Here is a 22,274-nt window from a genome sequence, read left to right on the forward strand (position 1 = left end):
GGCCGCCAGGCGCTCCCACTCATCGGCGGCAATGATATGCGGCAGCAGATCCAGCTCCCATGGCCGGTCAGCGCCCTTGGGGTCGGCATAGACGTTGTAGGTGACGCCGTTTTCCTGGATTTGCCGGGTCAGCAGGGCCTGGCGCTGCACCAGTTGCGCCGGCGTGCTGCGTTGCAACTGCTCGAACAGCCGGCGCCAGTGCGGGCGCACGGCGCCACTGTCGTCGAGCAGTTCGTGATAGGTGCCCGCCGTCAGCGGGTAGCGGTCTAGCAGGTCAGGCATGGAAAGCTCGGCATACAGCAATGAACGGTCAGACTAACGCAGGCTCGTGACACCCGGATATACGAAAAATCCGAGCGTCGCGTACGGTTTAGAAACGTCGCAAATCGAGTGTCATCGGCAGCTCGTCGTTAATTTCCAGAATCGGGACAGGAAGTTTTCCCGGTGTGTGCCCGATGCGGAAGAAACGCGCCATCCGCCGACTTTCGGCCTCGTTGGCATTGACCGGCAAGCTGTCGTAATTGCGTCCGCCCGGGTGGGCGACGTGATACTGGCAGCCGCCCAGCGAACGCTGCATCCAGGTATCGAGCAAGTCGAACACCAGGGGCGCGTGGACCGGGATGGTCGGTTGCAGGCAGTTGGCCGGTTGCCAGGCACGAAAACGCACGCCGGCCACGAACTCGCCGACCCGCCCCGTGGGTTGCAATGGCACCGGGATGCCATTGCAGGTCAGCAGATAACGCTGGGGCGGCAAGCCGCTGAGCTTGACCTGCAAACGCTCCAGCGACGAATCCACGTAACGCACCGTACCGCCCATGGCGCCCTCTTCGCCCAGCACGTGCCAAGGCTCGAGCGCCTGGCGCAGTTCCAGCGCAATACCACTGACGGCGTAGTCGCCAACCTTGGGAAAACGGAACTCCAGATGCGCGGCGAACCATTCGGCCCGCACCGCATAACCGGCGGCGTTGAGGTCGACGATGACGTCAGCGAAGTCCTGTTCGATGAAGTGCGGCAACAGGAAGCGATCGTGCAGCTCCGTGCCCCAGCGCGCCAGCTTCGTCGGTGCATAGGGCTCGCGCCAGAACCGCGCCACCAGCGCCCGCAGCAACAATTGTTGCGCCAGGCTCATGCGCGCGTGGGGCGGCATCTCGAACGCACGCAGCTCCAGCAATCCGAGGCGCCCGGTGGCACCGTCCGGCGAATAAAGTTTGTCGATGCAAAATTCGGCGCGGTGGGTGTTGCCGGTCACATCGATCAGCAGATTGCGCAGCAGCCGATCCACCAACCATGGCGGACATGCCTCACCCGGTTCCGGCATCTGCGCAAACGCGATTTCCAGTTCGTACAAGGCATCGTTGCGCGCTTCATCGACGCGGGGCGCCTGGGACGTCGGGCCGATGAACAATCCGGAAAACAGGTAGGACAAGGACGGGTGGTTATGCCAGTAGCTGATCAGGCTGCGCAGTAGATCCGGACGACGCAGAAACGGCGAGTCACCCGGTGTCGCCCCACCCAGCACGAAATGATTACCACCGCCCGTGCCGGTGTGCCGGCCGTCGATCATGAATTTCTCGGTGGTCAGGCGGGTCTGGCGCGCTTCTTCGTAGAGAAACTCGGTGCGCTCGACCAATTCATCCCAGGTCGCGGACGGCTGCACGTTGACCTCGATCACCCCCGGGTCCGGAGTGATGCGGAAGTTGCTCAAGCGCGGATCGCTCGGCGGCTCGTAGCCCTCCAGCAATACCGGGCACAGCAGCTCTTGCGCGGTGGCCTCAATGGCGGCGACCAGTTCGAGGTAATCCTCGACCCGCTCCAGCGGCGGCATGAACAGGTACAACCGGCCTTCCCGGGCTTCGGCGCAGAACGCGGTGCGGGTCAGCCAGTCGGCGGACTCGTCGATGTCTGGCGCCCGCTCTTGCACCTCGGCAGAAGCGCTGTGGCTCTGTAGTTGTGCAGTGTCGGGCAGCGGCGGGAAGTCCTGGTTCGGGTCCTGCGGATGAATGAACGGATACTCCGCCGCTTTCACCCAGGGCTGCGAACCCAACGGCAAGCGATACCCTAGCGGCGAATCCCCCGGTACCAGGCGGCAGTGCTCATCGCGCAGATACCAGCGTCCGCTCTGCCACTGATCACCCTTGGTGGTGCGTGCCAGCGGCAGGACCTGGCCAATCACCTTGTCCAAACCCTGACTGAAGACTTTACGCAGACGCGCACGCTCCAGCGGTTCTTCCAGACGTGAGTCTTCGGCGCTGACGTTCTGCGGCAACATCCCTTCGCGCCAGAGGTAATAAAAATTGTCTTCGTAGGCCGGAAACACAAAGCGTGTCGGAATTTTCAGGCGTTCGGCAACGCTCGCCAGGAAACGTCCGGCCAGTTCGCCTGTGGCGCCGTAGTCCTCTTGCTCGTCGGCGATCAGCGCGCTGTTGTGCCAGATCGGCACGCCGTCACGGCGCCAGTAGCAATTGAGCGACCAGCGCGGCAACTGCTCGCCGGGATACCACTTGCCCTGTCCGAAATGCACCAGACCATTGGGCGCGTAGTGCTTGCGCATGCGCTGGAACAGTTCGGCGGACAAGCGTCGTTTATCCGGCCCCAGTGCGGCGGTGTTCCACTCGGCGCCGTCCGGGTCATCGATGGACACAAAGGTCGGTTCGCCGCCCATGGTCAGGCGCACATCGCCTTCCAGCAGGTCGGCATCGATCTGCCGCCCCAGGGCCTGAATCGCCAGCCACTGGTCGTCGGTGTAGGGCTTGGTGACCCGTGGCGCCTCCCAAATCCGCTCCACGGACATTTCGTGGCTGAATTCGCACTCGCACGGTTCCACCAGGCCACTGATCGGCGCCGCAGAGGACGGATCGGGACTACAGGCCAACGGAATATGCCCTTCACCGGCAAACAACCCGGATGTCGCGTCCAGGCCAATCCAGCCCGCTCCGGGCAAGTAAACCTCGCACCAGGCGTGCAGGTCGGTGAAATCCACTTCAGTGCCCGATGGGCCGTCGAGACTTTTGACGTCGGCGGTCAGCTGGATCAGGTAGCCCGACACGAAACGCGCCGCCAGTCCCAGGTTGCGCAGCAGTTGCACCAGCAACCAGGCGGAATCGCGGCACGAACCGGAAGCCTGTTCGAGGGTATGTTCAGGCGTTTGTACGCCGGGCTCCATGCGAATCAGGTAGTCGATGTCTTCGCTCAGGCGCTGATTGAGCGCGACGAGAAAGTCCACGGCGGGCAATGGGGTGCGGTCGATGCCGTCCAGATAAGCCTTGAACTTCGGCGTCAGCGGCAACGTTTCCAGGTACGGCGCCAGCTCCTTGCGCTCATCCACGGCATAAGTGAAGGGAATCTTTTCCGCGTAGGGCTCAAGGAAGAAGTCAAACGGATTGAAGATCGCCATTTCTGCCAGCAGGTCGACTTCAATTCGCAATTCATCGGTTTTTTCCGGAAACACCAGGCGCGCCAGGTAATTGCCCTGGGGGTCCTGCTGCCAGTTGATGAAGTGCTGTTCGGGGGAGACTTTCAGCGCATAGGACAGAATCCGCGTGCGGCTGTGAGCGGCTGGGCGCAGGCGAACAATCTGCGGGCCGAGCTCGACAGCCCGGTCATAGCGGTAATGCGTGACGTGGTGCAATGCGACATGAATCGACACGGCGTGCCTCCTGCGAGCCTTGAGCGTATGGGAAAGCGCGCAAGACTTATGCCATCCAGCAGCGCTGGCGCTTTCTTCGATTATTGGAGGCAGTACAGCACCAAAATCGGGCGATGCAGGAAAATGATTGAAGGCGATTGCACGTATATGTGGCAGCCAGCTACGAAGTCGTCGCCTGAGTCGGCCCCTTCGCGAGCAAGCCCGCTCCCACAGTGTCCGAGTCGAATATAAATTTTGCGAACGCCTCTAAACCTGTGGGAGCGGGCTTGCTCCGGGCGGCGTTCCGACGAAGAGGCCGGCAGCCCTCACATACCTTTCAAGCCTGGAATGCAAAACGCCAACCCGAAGGTTGGCGTTCTGTTCAGCTCAAGCGAGGCTCAGCGCGGCACGACCGGCTTGCGGGTCGGCTTGGGGCCTTTACCCTTGGCCGCGTCCTTGCGTTCCTTGGCCGCTTGCTGGTTGCGCGCAAATGCCGCAGCCTTGGCCTGTTCGCGCTTGTCCCACGGGTTACCGCCATCGCTGGCACGTGGTGGCAGGCCGGTGTGCTGGGTCAGGATCTTGGTGGTCTTTTCCCCTGCAACCTTGTGGCTGCCGGCTGGCGTCGAGTTCTTGCGGCGGGCGCTCTGGTAGCTGTCAGTCGATGGCTGATGCAACGGAATCAACTGGTTCTTGCCCGGCCCGATCAGGTCGGCGCGGCCCATGCGGGTCAGTGCTTCGCGCAGCATCGGCCAGCCTTTAGGGTCGTGATAACGCAAGAACGCCTTGTGCAGACGGCGCTGCTCTTCGCTCTTGACGATGGTCACCGCGTCACTCTTGTAGGTTACCTTGCGCAGCGGGTTCTTGCCCGAGTGGTACATCGCGGTGGCGGTGGCCATCGGCGACGGGTAGAACGCCTGCACCTGGTCGGCACGGAAGCCGTTGCCCTTGAGCCACAGGGCCAGGTTCATCATGTCTTCATCGGTGGTGCCCGGGTGAGCGGCGATGAAGTACGGGATCAGGTACTGCTCTTTACCGGCTTCCTTGGAGTACTTCTCGAACATGCGCTTGAACTTGTCATAGCTGCCGATGCCCGGTTTCATCATCTGGTTGAGCGGACCTTCCTCGGTGTGTTCCGGGGCGATCTTCAGGTAACCACCGACGTGGTGGGTCACCAGCTCCTTGACGTACTCCGGCGATTCGACCGCGAGGTCATAGCGCAGGCCGGAAGCGATCAGGATCTTCTTCACACCCGGCAACTCACGGGCACTGCGGTACAGCTGGATCAGCGCCGAGTGGTCGGTGTTCAGGTTCGGGCAGATGCCAGGGAAAACGCACGATGGCTTGCGGCACGCGGATTCGATTTCCGGGCTCTTGCAGGCGATGCGGTACATGTTCGCGGTCGGGCCACCAAGGTCGGAGATCACGCCGGTAAAACCAGGAACCTTGTCACGAATTTCTTCGATTTCGCGAATGATCGACTCGTGGGAACGGTTCTGGATGATCCGCCCTTCGTGCTCGGTGATCGAGCAGAAGGTGCAGCCGCCGAAGCAGCCACGCATGATGTTCACCGAGAAGCGGATCATGTCGTAGGCCGGGATCTTCTCCTTGCCGTACGCCGGGTGCGGAATGCGCGCATAAGGCATGCCGAACACGTAGTCCATTTCTTCGGTGGTCATCGGAATCGGTGGCGGGTTGAACCAGACGTCCACTTCGCCATGCTTCTGCACCAGCGCACGGGCGTTGCCCGGGTTGGTTTCCAGGTGCAACACGCGGTTGGCGTGGGCGTAGAGCACCGCATCGTTGCGGACCTTTTCCACCGACGGCAAACGGATCACGGTCTTGTCGCGGGTCATGCGCGGGCTGGCGAGGATCTGCACGACCTTGGCTTCCTGCGGATCCTCAACCGGACCTTTTTCCTGCTCGATGGCGCAGGCCTGGGTGTCCTGGGTGTTCACGTACGGGTTGATGATCTTGTCGATCTTGCCCGGACGGTCGATGCGCGTGGAATCGACTTCGTACCAGCCTTGCGGGGTATCACGACGGATGAACGCGGTCCCGCGCACGTCGGTGATGTCTTCGATCTTGTGACCGTAGGACAGACGCTGGGCGACCTCGACGATCGCGCGCTCGGCGTTGCCGTAGAGCAGGATGTCGGCACTGGCGTCGATCAGGATCGAGTTGCGCACACGGTCCTGCCAGTAGTCGTAGTGGGCGATACGGCGCAGCGACGCTTCGATGCCACCGAGCACGATTGGCACGTGCTTGTAGGCTTCCTTGCAGCGCTGGCTGTAAACCAGGCTGGCGCGGTCCGGACGCTTGCCGGCCAGGCCACCCGGCGTGTAGGCGTCATCGGAACGAATTTTCTTGTCCGCGGTGTAGCGGTTGATCATCGAGTCCATGTTGCCGGCCGCGACACCGAAGAACAGGTTCGGCTCGCCGAGCTTCATGAAGTCGTCTTTGGACTGCCAGTTCGGCTGGGCAATGATCCCGACGCGGAAGCCCTGGGACTCCAGCAGCCGGCCGATGATCGCCATGCCGAACGACGGGTGATCGACGTATGCATCACCGGTGACGATGATGATGTCGCAGGAATCCCAGCCGAGCTGATCCATCTCCTCCCTGCTCATGGGCAGGAATGGCGCTGGCCCGAAACATTCGGCCCAGTACTTGGGATAGTCAAATAACGGCTTGGCTGCTTGCATGTCGATAACCGGTGTTGGCTTTCATTGAATTTCGCGGGCGCGGAATATAGCACAAATTTTGACCAATTCCGACGGCTGTGGTCGGAAATTGCGGTGACCCCCTTCGCGAGCAAGCTCGCTCCCACATGGACGACGCTGTACCTGTGGGAGCGGGCTTGCCCGCGAAGTGGCCAGCCGAGACAACAACGTTACTCGTCGTCGTCGAAGTTATAGCTACCCGGCGCCAGGTTCTCGAATCGGGTGTATTTACCGATAAAGGCCAGGCGGATAAAGCCGATCGGGCCGTTCCGCTGCTTGCCGATAATGATTTCGGCGATGCCCTTGTGCTCGGTTTCCGGGTGATACACCTCGTCACGGTAAACGAACATGATCACGTCGGCGTCCTGCTCGATCGCTCCGGATTCCCGCAAGTCGGAGTTCACCGGGCGCTTGTTCGGCCGTTGTTCCAGGGAACGGTTGAGCTGCGAGAGCGCCACCACCGGACAGTTGAATTCCTTGGCCAGGGCTTTCAGGGATCGGGAGATCTCGGAAATCTCGTTGGTCCGGTTGTCACCACTGGAACCCGGAATCTGCATCAATTGCAGGTAGTCGATCATGATCAGGCCGACATCGCCGTGTTCACGCACCAGGCGGCGGGTCCGGGCGCGCATTTCCGACGGGCTGATGCCGGCGGTATCGTCGATGAACAGCTTGCGGTCGTTGAGCAGGTTGACCGCCGAAGTCAGGCGCGGCCAGTCGTCGTCTTCCAACTGACCGGAACGCACCTTGGTCTGGTCGATGCGGCCAAGGGAAGACAGCATACGCATGATCAGCGATTCGCCTGGCATCTCGAGGGAGTAAACCAGGACAGCCTTCTCGCTGCGCAACACGGCGTTTTCCACCAGGTTCATCGCAAAGGTGGTTTTACCCATGGACGGACGGCCTGCAACGATGATCAGGTCGGCCGGTTGCAGGCCGCTGGTTTTCTCGTCGAGGTCGGTATAGCCGGTGGACAGGCCGGTGATGGCGTTGTCGGTGTTGAACAGGGTGTCGATACGGTCGATGGCTTTGGTCAGCAGGTCGTTGACGCCCACCGGGCCACCGGTTTTCGGTCGGGCCTCGGCAATCTGGAAGATCTGCCGCTCGGCCTCGTCGAGAATTTCGGCGGCGGTGCGGCCTTCCGGGTTGAAAGCGCTGTCGGCGATTTCGGTGCTGATGCCGATCAACTGGCGCAGCGTCGCCCGCTCGCGAACGATCTGGGCATAGGCCTTGATGTTGGCGACGGACGGGGTGTTTTTCGCCAGCTCGCCGAGATAGCCGAGGCCGCCGACTTGCGAGGTCTGGCCTTCCTTGTCCAGTTGCTCGGACAGGGTCACGACGTCGATCGGCATGTTCTGATCGGCCAGTTTGGCGATCGCGCGGAAGATCAGGCGGTGGTCATGTCGATAGAAATCACCGTCGGAGACTTGATCGAGCACGCGCTCCCAGGCGTTGTTGTCCAGCATCAGACCACCGAGCACGGCCTGTTCGGCCTCGATGGAATGCGGCGGCACTTTCAGCGCGGCAGTTTGCAGATCGTATTGCTCGGGAGCGGAGATTTCGTTCATGGCCACTTGGAATCAGAATTTAAAAACTGGGATGCCAGAAAGACAAAGGGCACGACCTGTAAACAGGATCGTGCCCGATGTTACCGGCAAGCACCCGAGGGTGCCAGCCGACAAGTGCTGCTTAAGCTGCTACCACGACAACGCGTACGGTGGCTTCAACTTCGGCGTGCAGGTGCACGGCTACGTCGAATTCGCCTACGTTGCGGATGGTGCCGTTCGGCAGACGAACTTCGCTCTTCTGCACTTCAACGCCGGAGGCGGTCAGTGCGTCAGCGATGTCGTGAGTACCGATCGAACCGAACAGCTTGCCTTCGTCGCCAGCGGTGGCAGTGATGGTCACTTCCAGCTCGGCCAGTTGGGCAGCGCGGCTTTCAGCCGATGCTTTGCGATCTGCTGCAGCTTTTTCCAGCTCAGCGCGACGCTCTTCGAACGCAGCCAGGTTGGCTGGGGTCGCAGCGGTAGCTTTGCCGTAAGGCAGCAGGTAGTTACGACCGTAACCAGCCTTAACGTTCACTTTGTCACCCAGGTTGCCCAGGTTGGTGACTTTTTCCAGAAGGATCAGTTGCATGTGAAAATCCTCTTAACTTTTAACCTTCACCGTTCGCGTTATCGGCATCTTTCGGTGCCGAACGACCGCGAAAATCAATCAGGCTGTCGACGATGGCCAGGACCACCAGCAACGGATAGATCAGTTGCATGAACAGCAACAGCGTCACGTACAACCCCACCAGCCAGAACCTGGCCAGTCGCTTCTGCGCCACCAGCCCGTGAATCAGGGCCAGCCCGGCGAACACCAGCGGTACGCTGCACAACGGCGTCAACATGGCCATCTGTGGACCGATGTTCGGCCCCAGAAGCATGCACGCCAGCAGCAACATCGCCGGCAACAGCGGGAAGCGGATGGCGCGAAACTCGCGACCAAAACCGCCCGGGTTGTACAACAACGCCTGCCAGTAGCGCCCGACAAGCAGGCTCAGCAAGCTGACGATTTGCAACAACGCCGCAATCAGGCCGGTCAGGACCGGTGCAATCAGGGACGCGAAACGCGCTTGTTCGTCTACCGACAACTTCTGGTAGACATCACCGAGTAGCGACGGCATGACTTTGATCAAAGCCTGCGCCAGCATCTCGATCTGGGGAGCAAAAGCTGTCCCCAACACCACTGAAAACACCACTCCCATCGCTATGCTGACCAGCAGCACGCGGTTCCAGGACTCGCTTGCGCGCAAAACCAACGCAAGGCTCGCAGACCCCAGCAGCACCAGAAGTGCCCGTGGGTCGTCGGAGTAAAGCCACCAGATCAACGCCGGCAGCAGTCCCAGAGCAAGAACGCCCAAGGCGTCCCTCAATCCGCGCCGCAGGAGCACAAGGCATCCGGCGGCGGCACCCAACCAATAAAACAACGGCATCGCCGCGCATCCAGCCACTACCAGAGTGGCCTGCATACGGCCGCGCATGATGAACTCAGCTATGGCCCGCATGCATTCAATCCTTTGCTACGTGTCGACTGCCCGGTCTCAGCGGCCGTGGCTGTCGGTGTAGGCCAGCAGGGCCAGGAAGCGGGCGCGCTTGATAGCGGTGGCCAGCTGACGCTGATAACGAGCTTTGGTACCGGTGATGCGGCTTGGAACGATTTTGCCGGTCTCGGATACGTAGGCTTTCAGAGTGTTGAGATCTTTGTAATCGATCTCTTTCACGTCTTCAGCGGTGAAGCGGCAGAATTTACGACGACGGAAGAAACGTGCCATTTGATAGGCTCCTTAAAAGGTCCGTGGATTACTCGTCAGCGTTATCGCTGTTGTCGCTGTCATCACTGTCAACGCTTTCAGCGCCTTCGTGCTCAGGACGGTCGCGACGCTCACGGCGCTCACTGCGGTTTTCTTCAGCCTTGAGCATCTCGGACTGGCCGGTAACGGCTTCGTCGCGACGGATGACCAGGTTACGGATCACTGCATCGTTGTAGCGGAAGTTGTCTTCCAGCTCGGCCAGGGCCTTGCCAGTGCACTCAACGTTCAGCATCACGTAGTGAGCCTTGTGAACATTGTTGATTGCGTAGGCCAGTTGACGACGGCCCCAATCTTCCAGACGGTGGATTTTGCCGCCGTCTTCTTCGATCAGCTTGGTGTAACGCTCAACCATGCCGCCGACTTGCTCGCTTTGATCCGGGTGGACCAAAAAGATGATTTCGTAATGACGCATGAATGCTCCTTACGGGTTGTAGCCTGCCGCTCAAAAGCGGTCAGACAAGGAGTGAATGACACTTATGGACTTGCGGACGCTAGACACGTTGGTGCCTGCCATCACAGCAAGGGGCGCAATTGTAGAGAAGGGGCGAGAGAGGCGCAAGGTAATTGGTGATTATTTGAACAGCCACCAAATTCATGCCACACCGCAAAACACTGTGGGAGCGGGCTTGCCCGCGAATGCGGTACGACATTCAACATCTTTGCTGAATGTTACTCCGCTTTCGCGAGCAAGCTCGCTCCCACAGGGACTGCAACTGGATCAGGACTTCTTGGCAGCAGCCTTGGCCTTGACGCTACGCTGACGCTGCGCTTCGAACAGGCAGACACCCGTCGCCACCGAAACGTTGAGACTGCTGACGCTACCAGCCATAGGCAGGTTCACCAGGTAGTCGCAATGCTCGCGGGTCAGGCGACGCATGCCCTTGCCTTCGGCACCCATGATCAGGATGGTCGGACCGGTCAGATCCTGGTCATACAGACTGACCTCAGCCTCACCGGCCGTACCGACAACCCACAAGCCGCGCTGCTGGAGCTTTTCCAGGGTACGCGCCAGGTTGGTCACGGCAACCAGCGGAATCACTTCCGCAGCACCGCAGGCGATTTTTCGCACAACCGGCGTCAGGGTAGCCGACTTGTCTTTCGGCACAATCACGGCCAGTGCGCCCGCCGCATCGGCAGAACGCAAGCAGGCGCCGAGGTTGTGCGGATCGGTCACGCCGTCGAGCACCAGCAACAACGGAGCGCCTTCAGTGCGATCGAGCAGCTCGTCGAGCATCGCCTCACCCCAGACCTGGCTCGGACTCACGTCCGCCACCACGCCCTGGTGCACGCCTTCAACCCAGGCGTCCATTTCGCGGCGCTCGGCCTGGCCGACCTGGACCCGGTTTTCGTTGGCCAGCTCAATCAGCGTCTGGACCCGAGGATCATTGCGGCCTTCGGCCAGCCAGATCTGCTTGACGCGTTTCGGGTGGTGACGCAACAACGCTTCTACAGCATGGACGCCGTAGATCTTTTCCAACTGACTCATGGCTTGGCCTTAGGTTTACGCGCCCCGCCACTCTTGGCTGGAGCCGAGCCCGCTTTTGGCGGGCCTTTACGATGTTTGCTCGGTTTGGCTGGCTTGCCGCCGACGGCCTTGTCAGGCGCCGACCGACTGGTCTTTCCCGCAGACGCCGCTTTACCGCCGTTTTTCGCACCGGCCAGCAACGCCTGTTTCATTTCACGACTTTTGCGTACTTCGGCGTTTTTCGCCGCCGCATCGCTCGGACGATAGGCCTCGACAGCCTTTTCCTTGGCAGGACGACGACCGGTTTTCGTCGGGGCCGGTTCTGCCTCGATTTTCGCGGCAGGCGCTGTGGTTTCGGCACCGCGCTTCTTGCGGCCAATCGGCGCGCTGATGGTTTTTTCGGCCATCTCGAAGTCGATCTTGCGCTCGTCGAGGTCGACGCGCATGACCCGCACTTCCACGGTATCGCCGAGGCGGAAGCTGCGACCGGTACGCTCACCGGCCAGGCGGTGGTGCACAGGATCGAAGTGGTAGTAATCGCCCGGCAGCGCGGTGACATGCACCAGGCCCTCGACGTAGATGTCGGTCAGCTCGACGAACAGACCAAAACCGGTCACTGCAGTGATCACGCCCGGGAACGATTCGCCCACGCGGTCTTTCATGAACTCGCACTTGAGCCAGTTCACTACGTCGCGGGTCGCTTCGTCGGCACGGCGCTCGCTCATCGAGCACTGCTCGCCGAGCTGCTCCAGGGCCGCTTCGTCATACGGATAGATGCGCGCCTTCGGAATGGTCATCGCACCGGCACGGCGAACGTGCGGGGTGTTCTGCTTCGAATGGATCACGCTGCGAATCGCTCGGTGCGTGAGCAAGTCCGGGTAGCGACGGATCGGCGAAGTGAAGTGCGTGTACGCCTCGTAATTCAGGCCGAAGTGGCCCTGGTTATCGGCGCTGTACACCGCCTGGCTCAACGAACGCAGCATGACGGTCTGGATCAGGTGGAAATCCGGACGATCCTTGATACCAGCCAGCAACGCCTGGTAATCCTTCGGCGACGGACCGTCCTTGCCTTTGTGCAGGGACAGGCCAAGTTCGCCGAGGAAGGCGCGCAGCTTTTCCAGGCGCTCCGGCGGCGGACCATCGTGGACGCGGTACAACGCAGGAATTTCGTGCTTTTTCAGGAACTCGGCGGTGGCCACGTTGGCCGCCAGCATGCATTCCTCGATCAGCTTGTGCGCGTCGTTACGTATAGTCGGACGGATTTCGGCAATCTTGCGCTCGGAACCGAAGATGATCCGGGTTTCCTGGGTTTCGAAATCGATCGCGCCACGCACGTGACGAGCGGCCAGCAATACCTTGTACAGCGAGTACAGCTGCTTGAGGTGCGGCACCACGTCGGTGTATTCGCCGCGCAGCTTGCGCGCTTCGGTGGCTTTCGGCGTTTCCAGCATCGCGCTGACCTTGTTGTAGGTCAGGCGCGCATGGGAGTGGATCACCGCTTCGTAGAAGCAGTAGTCGGTCATTTCACCGGATTTGGAGATGGTCATCTCGCAGACCATGGCCAGACGATCGACTTGCGGGTTCAGCGAGCACAGGCCGTTGGACAGCTGCTCGGGCAGCATCGGGATCACGCGCTCGGGGAAGTACACCGAGTTACCGCGAACCTGCGCTTCGGCATCCAGTGCCGAACCGAGTTTTACGTAGCTGGATACGTCGGCAATCGCCACGTACAGCTTCCAGCCACCCGAGAACAGACGCAGCTTGCCCGGACGGGCTTCGCAGTAGACCGCATCGTCGAAGTCGCGAGCATCTTCGCCGTCGATGGTGACGAACGGCAGATGACGCAGGTCGATGCGCTTTTCTTTGTCTTTCTCTTCGACTTCCGGCTTGAGCTTGCCGGCTTCCTTGAGCACGGCGTCAGGCCAGACGTGAGGAATGTCATAGGTACGCAGGGCGACGTCGATCTCCATGCCCGGCGCCATGTAGTTGCCCACCACCTCGACCACGTCGCCTTGCGGCTGAAAGCGTGGCGTCGGCCAGTGAGTGATCTTCACTTCGACGAACTGACCGATCTGCGCGTTGGCATTACGGCCCGGCGTCACCAGCACTTCCTGCTGGATCTTCGGATTGTCGGCAACGACGAAACCGATGCCGCCCTCTTCGAAGTAGCGACCGACGATGGTTTCGTGAGCGCGGGACACCACTTCAACGATCATGCCTTCACGGCGACCGCGGCGATCCAGACCGGAAACACGCGCCAGGGCACGGTCACCGTCGAACACCAGACGCATCTGCGCCGGGCTCATGAACAGATCGTCACTGCCGTCGTCCGGCACCAGGAAGCCGAAGCCATCACGGTGACCGCTGATGCGACCCAGGATCAGGTCGAGCTTGTCCACCGGCGCATAAGTGCCGCGACGGGTATAGATGAGTTGAGCATCGCGCTCCATGGCGCGCAGGCGGCGGCGCAGGGCTTCGATCTGGTCTTCCGTGGTCAGACCAAACTCTTCGACCAGCTGCTCGCGGTTAGCAGGCGAACCCCGATCAGCAAGGTGCTGAAGGATCAGTTCGCGGCTAGGAATAGGGTTTTCATATTTTTCCGCTTCACGAGCGGCCTCGGGATCGAGGGACTGCCAATCGGCCATTAGAGAGTTTTCACCTTGTCTATATGCGGGTTAGTTTGGCATAGGCGTAATGAAACGGGAAATTTCAAGCTAAGACGACCCATCTAAAGCCCTGTATCGACACCGCAAAGCTGTTTTGAAGACCGCTGACGAAATTTTTCAGGTTTTTTTAATGTCGGGGGTTTACAGTTAAAAAGACGCTCCGTATAGTGCGCGCCATCGACGACGGACAACGCTGCCGATACTGCCCAGATGGTGAAATTGGTAGACACGCCAGCTTCAGGTGCTGGTGACCTTACGGTCGTGGAAGTTCGAGTCTTCTTCTGGGCACCAATTTCGAGTTTGAGATTAGATCAATTTCAAGGCTCACACAAAAACCCGCGAAAGCGGGTTTTTGCATTTTTGGCCCCTGGTTTATTAATTTTAAAATCAGGGGTTTACAGATCAAAACGCTCTCCGTATAGTTCGCCACATCAACAGCGGCAACGCTGAAGATGATTGCCCAGATGGTGAAATTGGTAGACACGCCAGCTTCAGGTGCTGGTGACCTTACGGTCGTGGAAGTTCGAGTCTTCTTCTGGGCACCAATTCAAGTTCAAGGTTACGGCCTTGAATTTCACAAAAACCCGCGAAAGCGGGTTTTTGCGTTTCCGGCATCCAGAAATGTTCTCTACCGCCCTTCTGTAGGAGCGAGCCTGCTCGCGATGCACGCCCAGACAACACTGGCATGCAGGCACCCCGTGTTATCGTTGGAGACCATCGCGAGCAGGCTCGCTCCTACAGGGTCATCGGCAGCCCGTACCAAAAGCAAATCCAACCCGCAAGGCGCATTTGAGAAGCAGTATCGTTTATCATTGTTGCAAGTTTTTGCAATGCGACAGTGAGGAACCCTGCGAATGATGCTTCGAAATACCCTGCGCCGCGGCTTGACCGTCACCCTGCTCGGCCTGGCACTCGCCACTCCCCTCACCCAAGCCGCCGATCCGGTTGCCCTGACCCTCTACAATGGCCAGCACAAAGAAGTCGGCGACGCGGTCGCCAAAGCCTTCGAAGCCAAGACCGGCATCCACGTCAATGTGCGCAAAGGCAGCAGCAACCAGCTCGCCAGCCAGGTCGTCGAAGAAGGCGATCGCTCCCCCGCGGACGTGATCTACACCGAAGAATCGCCGCCACTGAACAAACTTGGCGAACAAGGCCTGCTGGCGAAGACGGACGACGCCACGCTGGCCGTTCTGCCCAAGGAATACGTCGCCAGCAATGGCACCTGGATTGGCGTGACTGCCCGGGTGCGCGTAGTCGCCTACAACCCCAAGCTGATCGATGAAAAAGACCTGCCGACCTCGGTGATGGAATTCTCAAACCCCAAATGGCAAGGCAAGGTCGGCTTTGTGCCCACCAGTGGCGCCTTCCAGGAACAAGCCGTCGCGATCATCAAAGTGCACGGCATGGACGCCGCCGAAGAATGGCTAACCGGGCTGCGCGCATTCGGCAAGACCTACAGCAACAACATGGTTGCATTGAAAGCCGTGGAAAATGGCGAAGTGGCCACCGTATTGGTCAACAACTACTACTGGTTTGCCCTGCAGCGTGAAAAAGGCCAGCTCGACTCGAAACTGCATTACTTCACTGGCGGCGATGTCGGCGGACTCATCACCGTTTCCAGCGCTGCAGTGCTCAAATCCAGCAAACACCCCAAAGAAGCCCAGCAATTACTCGCCTACATGGCCAGCGAGGAAGGCCAGCGCGTGATCACCCAGACCACCGCCGAATACCCTCTGCACAAAGGCATGGAGTCTGATCGCGGACTCAAGCCATTCAGCGAGCTGCAAGCACCGAAAGTCACGCCAGCCGACCTGGGCAATGCCGAAGAAGCCCTGGATCTGGAACGTGACGTTGGCCTGAACTGATGAGCGCATCGCTACCTGCCACCAGCCTGCGCAGCAACAACTCGCCCCGCCGCAAGCGTCCGCCGATCGGGTTGGTGTTGCCGGTATTGCTGCTGGTCGTACTCAGCTTCCTGCCGCTGGCCTATGTCGGACTCAAAGCCTGGCAGGCAGGCTGGGCCGAAGCCTTGCACCTGCTGTGGCGGCCCTACGTATTCGGCCTGCTGCGCAACACCCTCGCGCTGATGCTCGGCGTTACCATCACATGCGGCGTGATCGGCTTGTCCCTGGCATGGCTACTGGAACGCAGCAATCTTTCCGGACGGCGGGTATGGGGGGTGATTCTGTGCCTGCCGTTCGCCGTGCCTGCGTTTGTCAGCAGCTTCACCTGGGTTTCGCTGAGCGCCCACTTTGAAGGACTCGGCGGGGCGATCCTGGTGATGAGCCTGTCCAAATACCCGCTGATTTTTCTGCCCGTGGCGGCGACCCTGCGCAATCTCGATCCGTCCCTGGAAGAGTCGGCCCGTACCTTGGGCCAGAATCGCTGGGGTGTGTTTTTCCGCGTCACCCTGCCCCTGCTCTGGCCTTCGCTGCTGGCGGGTTCGTTGCTGATTGCGCTGCACATGCTGGTGGAGTTCGGCGCTTTGTCGATCATCGGCCTGCAAACCTTCACCACGGCGATCTATCAGCAGTTCGAGCTGGAGTTCAGTAATGCCAACGCGGCGATGCTTTCAGCGGTACTGTTGGCGCTGTGCCTGATGCTGCTATGGCTGGAATTGCGCGTACGCGGCAAAGGCCGACATGTGCGCACCGGCCAAGGCGCGGCGCGCAATGCCGAGCAGGTGCAACTGGGACCGTGGGCAGTGGCGGGACAGCTTTATTGCCTGCTGCTGGCAATCATCGGTAGCGGGATACCGCTCGGCATGCTGGCCTACTGGCTGGCGGTGGGATCCTCGGCCGCCTTTCCCGTGGCGGCAATCGGCGAGGCACTGCTGTCATCCCTCGCACTGTCACTGGGTGGCGCAGCGCTGTGCCTGGTACTGGCGGTGCCGGTTGGCCTGTTGGTCGTGCGCTACAAAGGTCAACTGGCGATCTGGGCCGAGCGTTTGCCGTATCTGCTGCACGCCCTGCCGGGGCTGGTGATTGCGCTGACCCTGGTGTACTTCGCCTTGCACTACGTGCCGATGCTTTACCAGACGTCCGCATTGCTGCTGATCGCCTATGCCCTGCTGTTTCTGCCGTTGGCCCAGGCGCCGATCCGCACCGCCCTGAACAAGGCAGCGCCGCAACTCGAGGAAGCGGCTCGTACACTGGGCGCATCATCATTCAGCGCTTTCTGCCGAGTGACACTGCCGATTATTTTCCCGGCACTGGGCGCGGCTTTTGCACTGGTATTCCTGGATGCGATGAAGGAACTGACGGCAACCTTGCTGTTGAGCCCCACCGGGCTGAACACCCTGGCAACGGAAGTCTGGGCGCATACCGCGAATGTTGAATTTGCGGCGGCGGCGCCTTATGCGGCGTTGTTGATATTAGTGTCGGGGTTGCCGGTCTATCTGCTTACGACCCGGATGTATCTGAGTCGCTGAGATTGCCATCGCGGGCAAGCCCGCTCCCACAGGGTGCATCGGCGGACACAAATTTTGTGACCGCCCGAGATCAAATGTGGGAGCGAGCTTGCTCGCGATGAGGCCATCCCTGACAAAGCATTACGCCCTGAACTGCCCCAGGCTCGCCTTCAACTGCGCCGCCAGACCATCGAGCACCTTGCCGCTCGCCGTGGTCTCCACGACAGCTTGCGCCGCCCTCTCGGCCTGGGCATGAATGGTCTGGACCCGGCCCCGCACCGCCTGCGCACCCTGAGCCTGATGCGCCGCGGCCTGGGTGGCCAGACCGATTGCCGCATGTACCTGCTCGACGGATGCCTGCACCGACTGCTGCAACCGCGCACTGTCACGCAGCACCAACAAACCCTCACTGGCCTGGCGCCCGGCCTGACCAATCGCCGCCACCGCCTCACGCGCACCTTGCTGCAACGCCACGATATGCGCCTGAATATCGCCGGTGGAACTCTGCGTCTTGCTCGCCAGCGCCCGCACCTCATCGGCCACCACCGCAAACCCGCGCCCGGTCTCGCCAGCACGCGCCGCTTCAATAGCCGCGTTCAGCGCCAGCAGGTTGGTCTGCTCGGCGATACCATGAATCACCGTCAACACCACTTCGATCTGCTCACTTTGTTGCGCCAGGCGCTCGATGACTTGCGCGCCGGTATTGACCTGCCCCGCCAGTTCCTCGATCAGGCTGCCGACTTTCGCCGAGGTCCGGGTGTTTTCATCGGTGGCCTGACGAATGTCCACGACCTGCTTCAGCGCCGCCTGCATGGCATGGCTTTCCGACTGGGCTTCATCAGCCATTTGCGACAGCGCACGCAAACTCTCCGCCACCTCGTCGCGCTGCATGCCAGCCGCCGCGTCCGCGCCGGCGTTGCGCAAGGTCATGGCGCCAATTTCCACACCGGTACGCTGAGCCACATCGCCCGCCTCGCGCACGATCGGCTGCAACTTATCCACAAAGCGATTGACCGCCGAGGCCATGTCGCCGATTTCATCCTTGCTGTTGATCTGCACTCGCTTGGTCAGATCGCCCTCGCCTGCCGCCAGGTCATCCATGGCAACGATCAGCATTTTCAGGCGATTGACCACTCGGCGACCAAGCACCACCGCCAACAACAGCAGGACACCAAAACCCACGACTGCCAGACACGCGCCGATACGCCAGCGCAATGTTGCAGCGGCTTCCTGTACGGTGCTGGTGGTGTTGGCTTTCATTTCAGCCGCTGTGGACTGCGCGGACTGCAGACGCGCGCGCATCGCCGCTGCGCTGTCGGCAGCCGCGCCTTTGAGGCTGTCACCGACCAGTTGATCGCTGCTGGCGATCAAGGCCGAGAAGCGCTTGTCGAGAGCCGCGAGATCAGTCTCCACCGACGCGGTCGAGACCCCCATCAGGACCTTGCCGATTTCTACGCCGTTAGGACTGATTGAGGCCTCGACGTAGAACACCGAAGGATCACTCTTCGCCGCATCCAGCACCTTGTCGAGCGCCCGCTCGCCCTGGCCTTTTTCCAGCAGCGCCTTGTTGATCGGGTTTTCCCGATTGAGGTAGCGCGTCAGGTGTTGGCCGGCGGCGTCGTCATACACCACGAACAGCACATTGGGATTGCGCTGGGCCCGGCGGGCGAACTCGGAAAGTGTTGGAACGTCGTTGTCCCACATGGCGCGAGGCGCGACGGAAGCCAGAAGCTGCGCCATGTCGCTGGCGGAGTCCTTCAGGTCCTTTTCCAGGGTCGAACGCAATTGCGCCTGCTCTTCCTCCAGTCGCGAGGACAAACCGGCCGTGAGGCGCTGACGCGTGCTGGCAGAAAGGTTGTCCAGACTGGACGTGACTTCACGCCCTGCCTGTTCAAGCTCAGCGGAAAGCTTTTGACTGTCCGCGCCCAGGCGCAGACCCAGATCGGCTTCCAGCGCAGTCACCGTGCTCCGGGTCAGAGCAACAGCCACCAGCACCTGCACCAAAAGGGCGATACCAAGGGTAACGAACACGGGCCGCAACAAACGGCTTTGTAACAACGAGAGAACGGCCGACATCTGAAATCCCTCTGCTTTGGCGCCATTAAATTGATAGCACGCCGGAAGCAATGCTTTTTTAATGTTCACAGCAAAGGTCATGCCGTCCTGCAGACAAATACGACAAAGGCCCCGATTAAGGAGCCTTTGTGTTTTACATCAACGACTTATCAAGCAAACGGATGACGCAGAACGATGGTTTCGTTGCGATCCGGGCCCGTCGAAATAATGTCGATCGGCGCGCCGACCAGCTCTTCGACACGCTTGATGTAGTTACGCGCAGCCTGCGGCAGTTCTTCCAGGGTCTTGGCACCCAGGGTCGACTCGCTCCAGCCCGGCATTTCTTCGTACACCGGCTCCAGGCCGATGTAGCTGTCGGCGTCGGTCGGTGCGTCGATCACTGCACCGTCAGCGTTTTTGTAGCCAACGCAGATGTTGATGGTTTCCAGGCCGTCCAGTACGTCCAGCTTGGTCAGGCACAGGCCCGAGATGCTGTTGACGTCGATGGCGCGACGCAGGATGACGGCATCGAACCAGCCGCAACGACGGGCGCGGCCGGTGGTGGCGCCGAACTCGTGGCCACGCTTGGCCAGGAACGCACCTACATCGTCGAACAGCTCAGTCGGGAACGGACCCGAACCCACACGGGTGGTGTAGGCCTTGGTGATGCCGAGGATGTAATCCAGGAACATCGGGCCAACACCCGAACCGGTCGCGATACCGCCAGCGGTGGTGTTGGAGCTGGTGACGTACGGGTAGGTACCGTGGTCGATGTCCAGCAGGGAGCCCTGGGCGCCTTCGAACATGATGTCTTTGCCCGCGCGACGCAGATTGTGCAGCTCGGCGGTGACGTCCAGCATCATTGGCTTGAGCAGCTCGGCGTATTCCATGCACTCGTCCAGAGTCTTCTGGAAGTCGATGGCCGGCTCTTTGTAGTAATTGACCAGTACGAAGTTGTGGTAATCCAGCAACTCGCCCAGCTTGGCGGCGAAACGCTCGCGGTGGAACAGGTCACCGATGCGCAGGCCGCGACGTGCAACCTTGTCTTCGTACGCCGGGCCGATGCCGCGACCGGTGGTGCCGATCTTCAGCTCGCCACGGGCCTTTTCACGGGCCTGGTCCAGCGCTACGTGGTAGGACAGGATCAGCGGGCAGGAAGGGCTGATACGCAGGCGCTCGCGCACTGGTACGCCTTTCTCTTCCAGCTTGACGATTTCCCGCATCAGGGCGTCAGGTGCAACCACCACGCCGTTGCCGATCAGGCACTGCACGCCTTCGCGCAGCACGCCCGACGGAATCAGGTGCAAGACGGTCTTCTCACCGTCGATCACCAGGGTGTGACCAGCGTTGTGGCCACCTTGGTAACGCACTACGGCGGCAGCATGTTCGGTCAGCAGATCTACGATCTTGCCTTTGCCCTCATCACCCCACTGGGTGCCCAGGACTACGACATTCTTACCCATAACACTTGTCCTCATTCGCGCAAACTTGGTGCCGGCGGCAGCCGGCAGGAAAACTCAAGAAGCCAGTGGCGATACTTGCCAAAGCCCGTTCTGCTGAATCAATTGCCGGTCGCAGTCCGCTTCACGGGCGGCGGCCAAAGGTTGTCCAGGCAAAGCCTGAACGACACGCTGACCCTCACTGCGCAACTGGCAAACCTGCTGCCAGAGTGCCGCATCCGTACTGTCAGGCATCCAGATACCGCCAGACGGTAGCTCGATCTCAGCACGCCCCAGGGTCACCAGGGTTTTCAAATCGGTGGAGAAGCCGGTAGCCGGACGGGCGCGACCGAAGTCGGCGCCGATGTCATCGTAACGACCGCCCTGGGCAATCGACTGGCCCACACCCGGCACGAACACGGCGAACACCACACCCGTGTGGTAGTGGTAACCGCGCAGCTCGCCCAGGTCGAAATACAGCGGCAGCTCAGGGAAACGCACGGACAGCCGCTCTGCAATCGCCAGCAAGTCGTCCAGCGCCGCCGTCACCTGTGCCGGCGCCTTGGCCAAACGCTCACGGGCCGCAGCCAGCACTTCACGACCGCCACACAGATCGACCAACGCGCGCAGCATGCCCGACAGATCGGCAGGCAAGCCCTCGGTCAAGGTAATGACCTCATCGATGGCCTTGCGTTGCAATGCGTCGAACAACTGCTGCTCGACTTCACCGGACAAACCGGCAGCGCGGGCCAGGCCACGATAGATGCCGACATGACCGAGGTCCATGTGCACATCCGGCACATCGGCCAGTTGCAGCATGGCGAGCATCAGGCTGATGACTTCGACGTCGCTGCTTGGGCTGCCGTCGCCGTACAACTCCGCACCCAGCTGAATCGGGCTGCGCGAGGACGACAAGGCGCGAGGCTGAGCGTGCAGCACGCTACCGGCATAGCACAGACGGCTCGGACCTTCGCGACGCAGGGTATGCGCATCGATGCGCGCCACTTGCGGCGTGATGTCGGCACGGAAACCCATCTGCCGGCCCGATTGCGGGTCGATGACCTTGAAGGTGCGCAAATCCAGGTCCTGGCCTGCGCCGGTCAGCAGGGATTCCAGGTACTCGATATGGGGAGTCACGACAAACTCGTAACCCCAGCTCTGGAACAGATCCAACACCTGACGACGCGCGACTTCAATACGCGCCGCTTCCGGTGGCAGTACTTCTTCGATGCCATCTGGCAGAAGCCAGCGGTCTACCGTTGCCATTACGCCTTCCCCTATATCCGGGCGACCAGCCTGTCGGCGATCCTTGAGTGAAGCAGAAAATGATCGGCTCATGCACAAACCACGCGCATGAGCGACGGAGCGAAAAGCCCTTCTACCGGCTTCGCTGACCACTTTCCTCGAAAAACTGTCGAGCCCATCGGCCCGGCATCTGCTTAAAAACAGCAATCAAACATGCAGACGCAAAAAAGCCGGGAATTTCCCGGCTGCCGCATCATACACACGTTTTCCCAAAGGATCACCCCGCCAGAGGTTT

At 60.6% G+C, this 22,274-nt stretch carries 14 protein-coding genes, 2 tRNA genes and 1 pseudogene; 4 read left to right on the top strand and 13 right to left on the bottom strand.

All coding sequences use genetic code 11. The features are described 5' to 3' along the window. From PMI29_RS23960 to rnr, 10 genes and pseudogenes are all read right to left on the bottom strand, one after another. Positions 1-282, bottom strand: a pseudogene (locus tag PMI29_RS23960) (circularly permuted type 2 ATP-grasp protein); the annotation flags it as partial. An 88-nt stretch (positions 283-370) separates the two neighbouring features. After that, positions 371-3,646 carry a transglutaminase family protein gene (locus tag PMI29_RS23955; RefSeq protein WP_007994997.1) on the bottom strand — a complete coding sequence of 1,092 codons (3,276 nt, stop codon included), beginning with the start codon at positions 3,644-3,646 and terminating at the stop codon, positions 371-373. A gap of 377 nt (positions 3,647-4,023) precedes the next feature. Beyond that, positions 4,024-6,327 (bottom strand): YgiQ family radical SAM protein, encoded by a 2,304-nt coding sequence (locus PMI29_RS23950; RefSeq protein WP_007994999.1) that lies wholly within the window; start codon positions 6,325-6,327, stop codon positions 4,024-4,026. A gap of 188 nt (positions 6,328-6,515) precedes the next feature. Further along, the gene (gene dnaB / locus PMI29_RS23945) at positions 6,516-7,913 is read right to left on the bottom strand and encodes a replicative DNA helicase (RefSeq protein WP_007982038.1); all 1,398 of its coding nucleotides are present in this window, start codon (positions 7,911-7,913) and stop codon (positions 6,516-6,518) included. 121 nt (positions 7,914-8,034) lie between these two features. After that, on the bottom strand, positions 8,035-8,481 hold the full coding sequence (gene rplI / locus PMI29_RS23940) for a 50S ribosomal protein L9 (protein WP_007973276.1): 447 nt from the start codon (positions 8,479-8,481) through the stop codon (positions 8,035-8,037). Between the two features lie 19 nt (positions 8,482-8,500). Then, complete coding sequence (locus tag PMI29_RS23935) at positions 8,501-9,394, bottom strand: hypothetical protein (RefSeq protein ID WP_007995001.1); 894 nt, start codon at positions 9,392-9,394, stop codon at positions 8,501-8,503. Positions 9,395-9,430: 36 nt separating this feature from the next. Next, on the bottom strand, positions 9,431-9,661 hold the full coding sequence (gene rpsR, locus PMI29_RS23930) for a 30S ribosomal protein S18 (protein ID WP_002551829.1): 231 nt from the start codon (positions 9,659-9,661) through the stop codon (positions 9,431-9,433). A gap of 28 nt (positions 9,662-9,689) precedes the next feature. Beyond that, positions 9,690-10,112: a 30S ribosomal protein S6 gene (gene rpsF / locus PMI29_RS23925; RefSeq protein ID WP_007982042.1), complete on the bottom strand. Its 423-nt coding sequence runs from the start codon at positions 10,110-10,112 to the stop codon at positions 9,690-9,692. Positions 10,113-10,418: 306 nt separating this feature from the next. Continuing rightward, positions 10,419-11,186: a 23S rRNA (guanosine(2251)-2'-O)-methyltransferase RlmB gene (rlmB, locus tag PMI29_RS23920; protein WP_007995003.1), complete on the bottom strand. Its 768-nt coding sequence runs from the start codon at positions 11,184-11,186 to the stop codon at positions 10,419-10,421. Then, positions 11,183-13,810, bottom strand: a complete 2,628-nt coding sequence (rnr, locus tag PMI29_RS23915; protein WP_007995006.1) for a ribonuclease R — start codon at positions 13,808-13,810, stop codon at positions 11,183-11,185. The genes rlmB and rnr overlap by 4 nt, the downstream gene beginning before the upstream one ends. A gap of 225 nt (positions 13,811-14,035) precedes the next feature. Here rnr and PMI29_RS23910 point away from each other — a divergent pair. From PMI29_RS23910 to PMI29_RS23895, 4 genes are all read left to right on the top strand, one after another. Then, a tRNA-Leu gene (locus PMI29_RS23910) sits at positions 14,036-14,122 on the top strand. A gap of 167 nt (positions 14,123-14,289) precedes the next feature. Continuing rightward, positions 14,290-14,376: transfer RNA gene (locus PMI29_RS23905), tRNA-Leu, on the top strand. 309 nt (positions 14,377-14,685) lie between these two features. After that, complete coding sequence (locus PMI29_RS23900) at positions 14,686-15,696, top strand: extracellular solute-binding protein (protein WP_007995009.1); 1,011 nt, start codon at positions 14,686-14,688, stop codon at positions 15,694-15,696. After that, entirely contained in the window at positions 15,696-17,261 is a 1,566-nt protein-coding gene (locus PMI29_RS23895; protein WP_007995010.1) for an ABC transporter permease, read from the top strand. The genes PMI29_RS23900 and PMI29_RS23895 overlap by 1 nt, the downstream gene beginning before the upstream one ends. 120 nt (positions 17,262-17,381) lie before the next feature. On the opposite strand, the gene PMI29_RS23890 is transcribed toward PMI29_RS23895, so the two are convergent. The 3 genes from PMI29_RS23890 to PMI29_RS23880 all read right to left on the bottom strand — a co-directional run bounded on the left by PMI29_RS23890 (position 17,382) and on the right by PMI29_RS23880 (position 22,000). Beyond that, positions 17,382-19,316: a methyl-accepting chemotaxis protein gene (locus tag PMI29_RS23890; protein ID WP_033052067.1), complete on the bottom strand. Its 1,935-nt coding sequence runs from the start codon at positions 19,314-19,316 to the stop codon at positions 17,382-17,384. 149 nt (positions 19,317-19,465) lie between these two features. Further along, on the bottom strand, positions 19,466-20,758 hold the full coding sequence (locus PMI29_RS23885) for an adenylosuccinate synthase (RefSeq protein ID WP_007984000.1): 1,293 nt from the start codon (positions 20,756-20,758) through the stop codon (positions 19,466-19,468). A 54-nt stretch (positions 20,759-20,812) separates the two neighbouring features. Then, positions 20,813-22,000 (bottom strand): ATP phosphoribosyltransferase regulatory subunit, encoded by a 1,188-nt coding sequence (locus PMI29_RS23880; RefSeq protein WP_007983998.1) that lies wholly within the window; start codon positions 21,998-22,000, stop codon positions 20,813-20,815. Between the last annotated feature and the right edge of the window lie 274 nt (positions 22,001-22,274).

It is taken from the genome of Pseudomonas sp. GM49, assembly GCF_000282355.1.
Lineage (GTDB): Bacteria > Pseudomonadota > Gammaproteobacteria > Pseudomonadales > Pseudomonadaceae > Aquipseudomonas.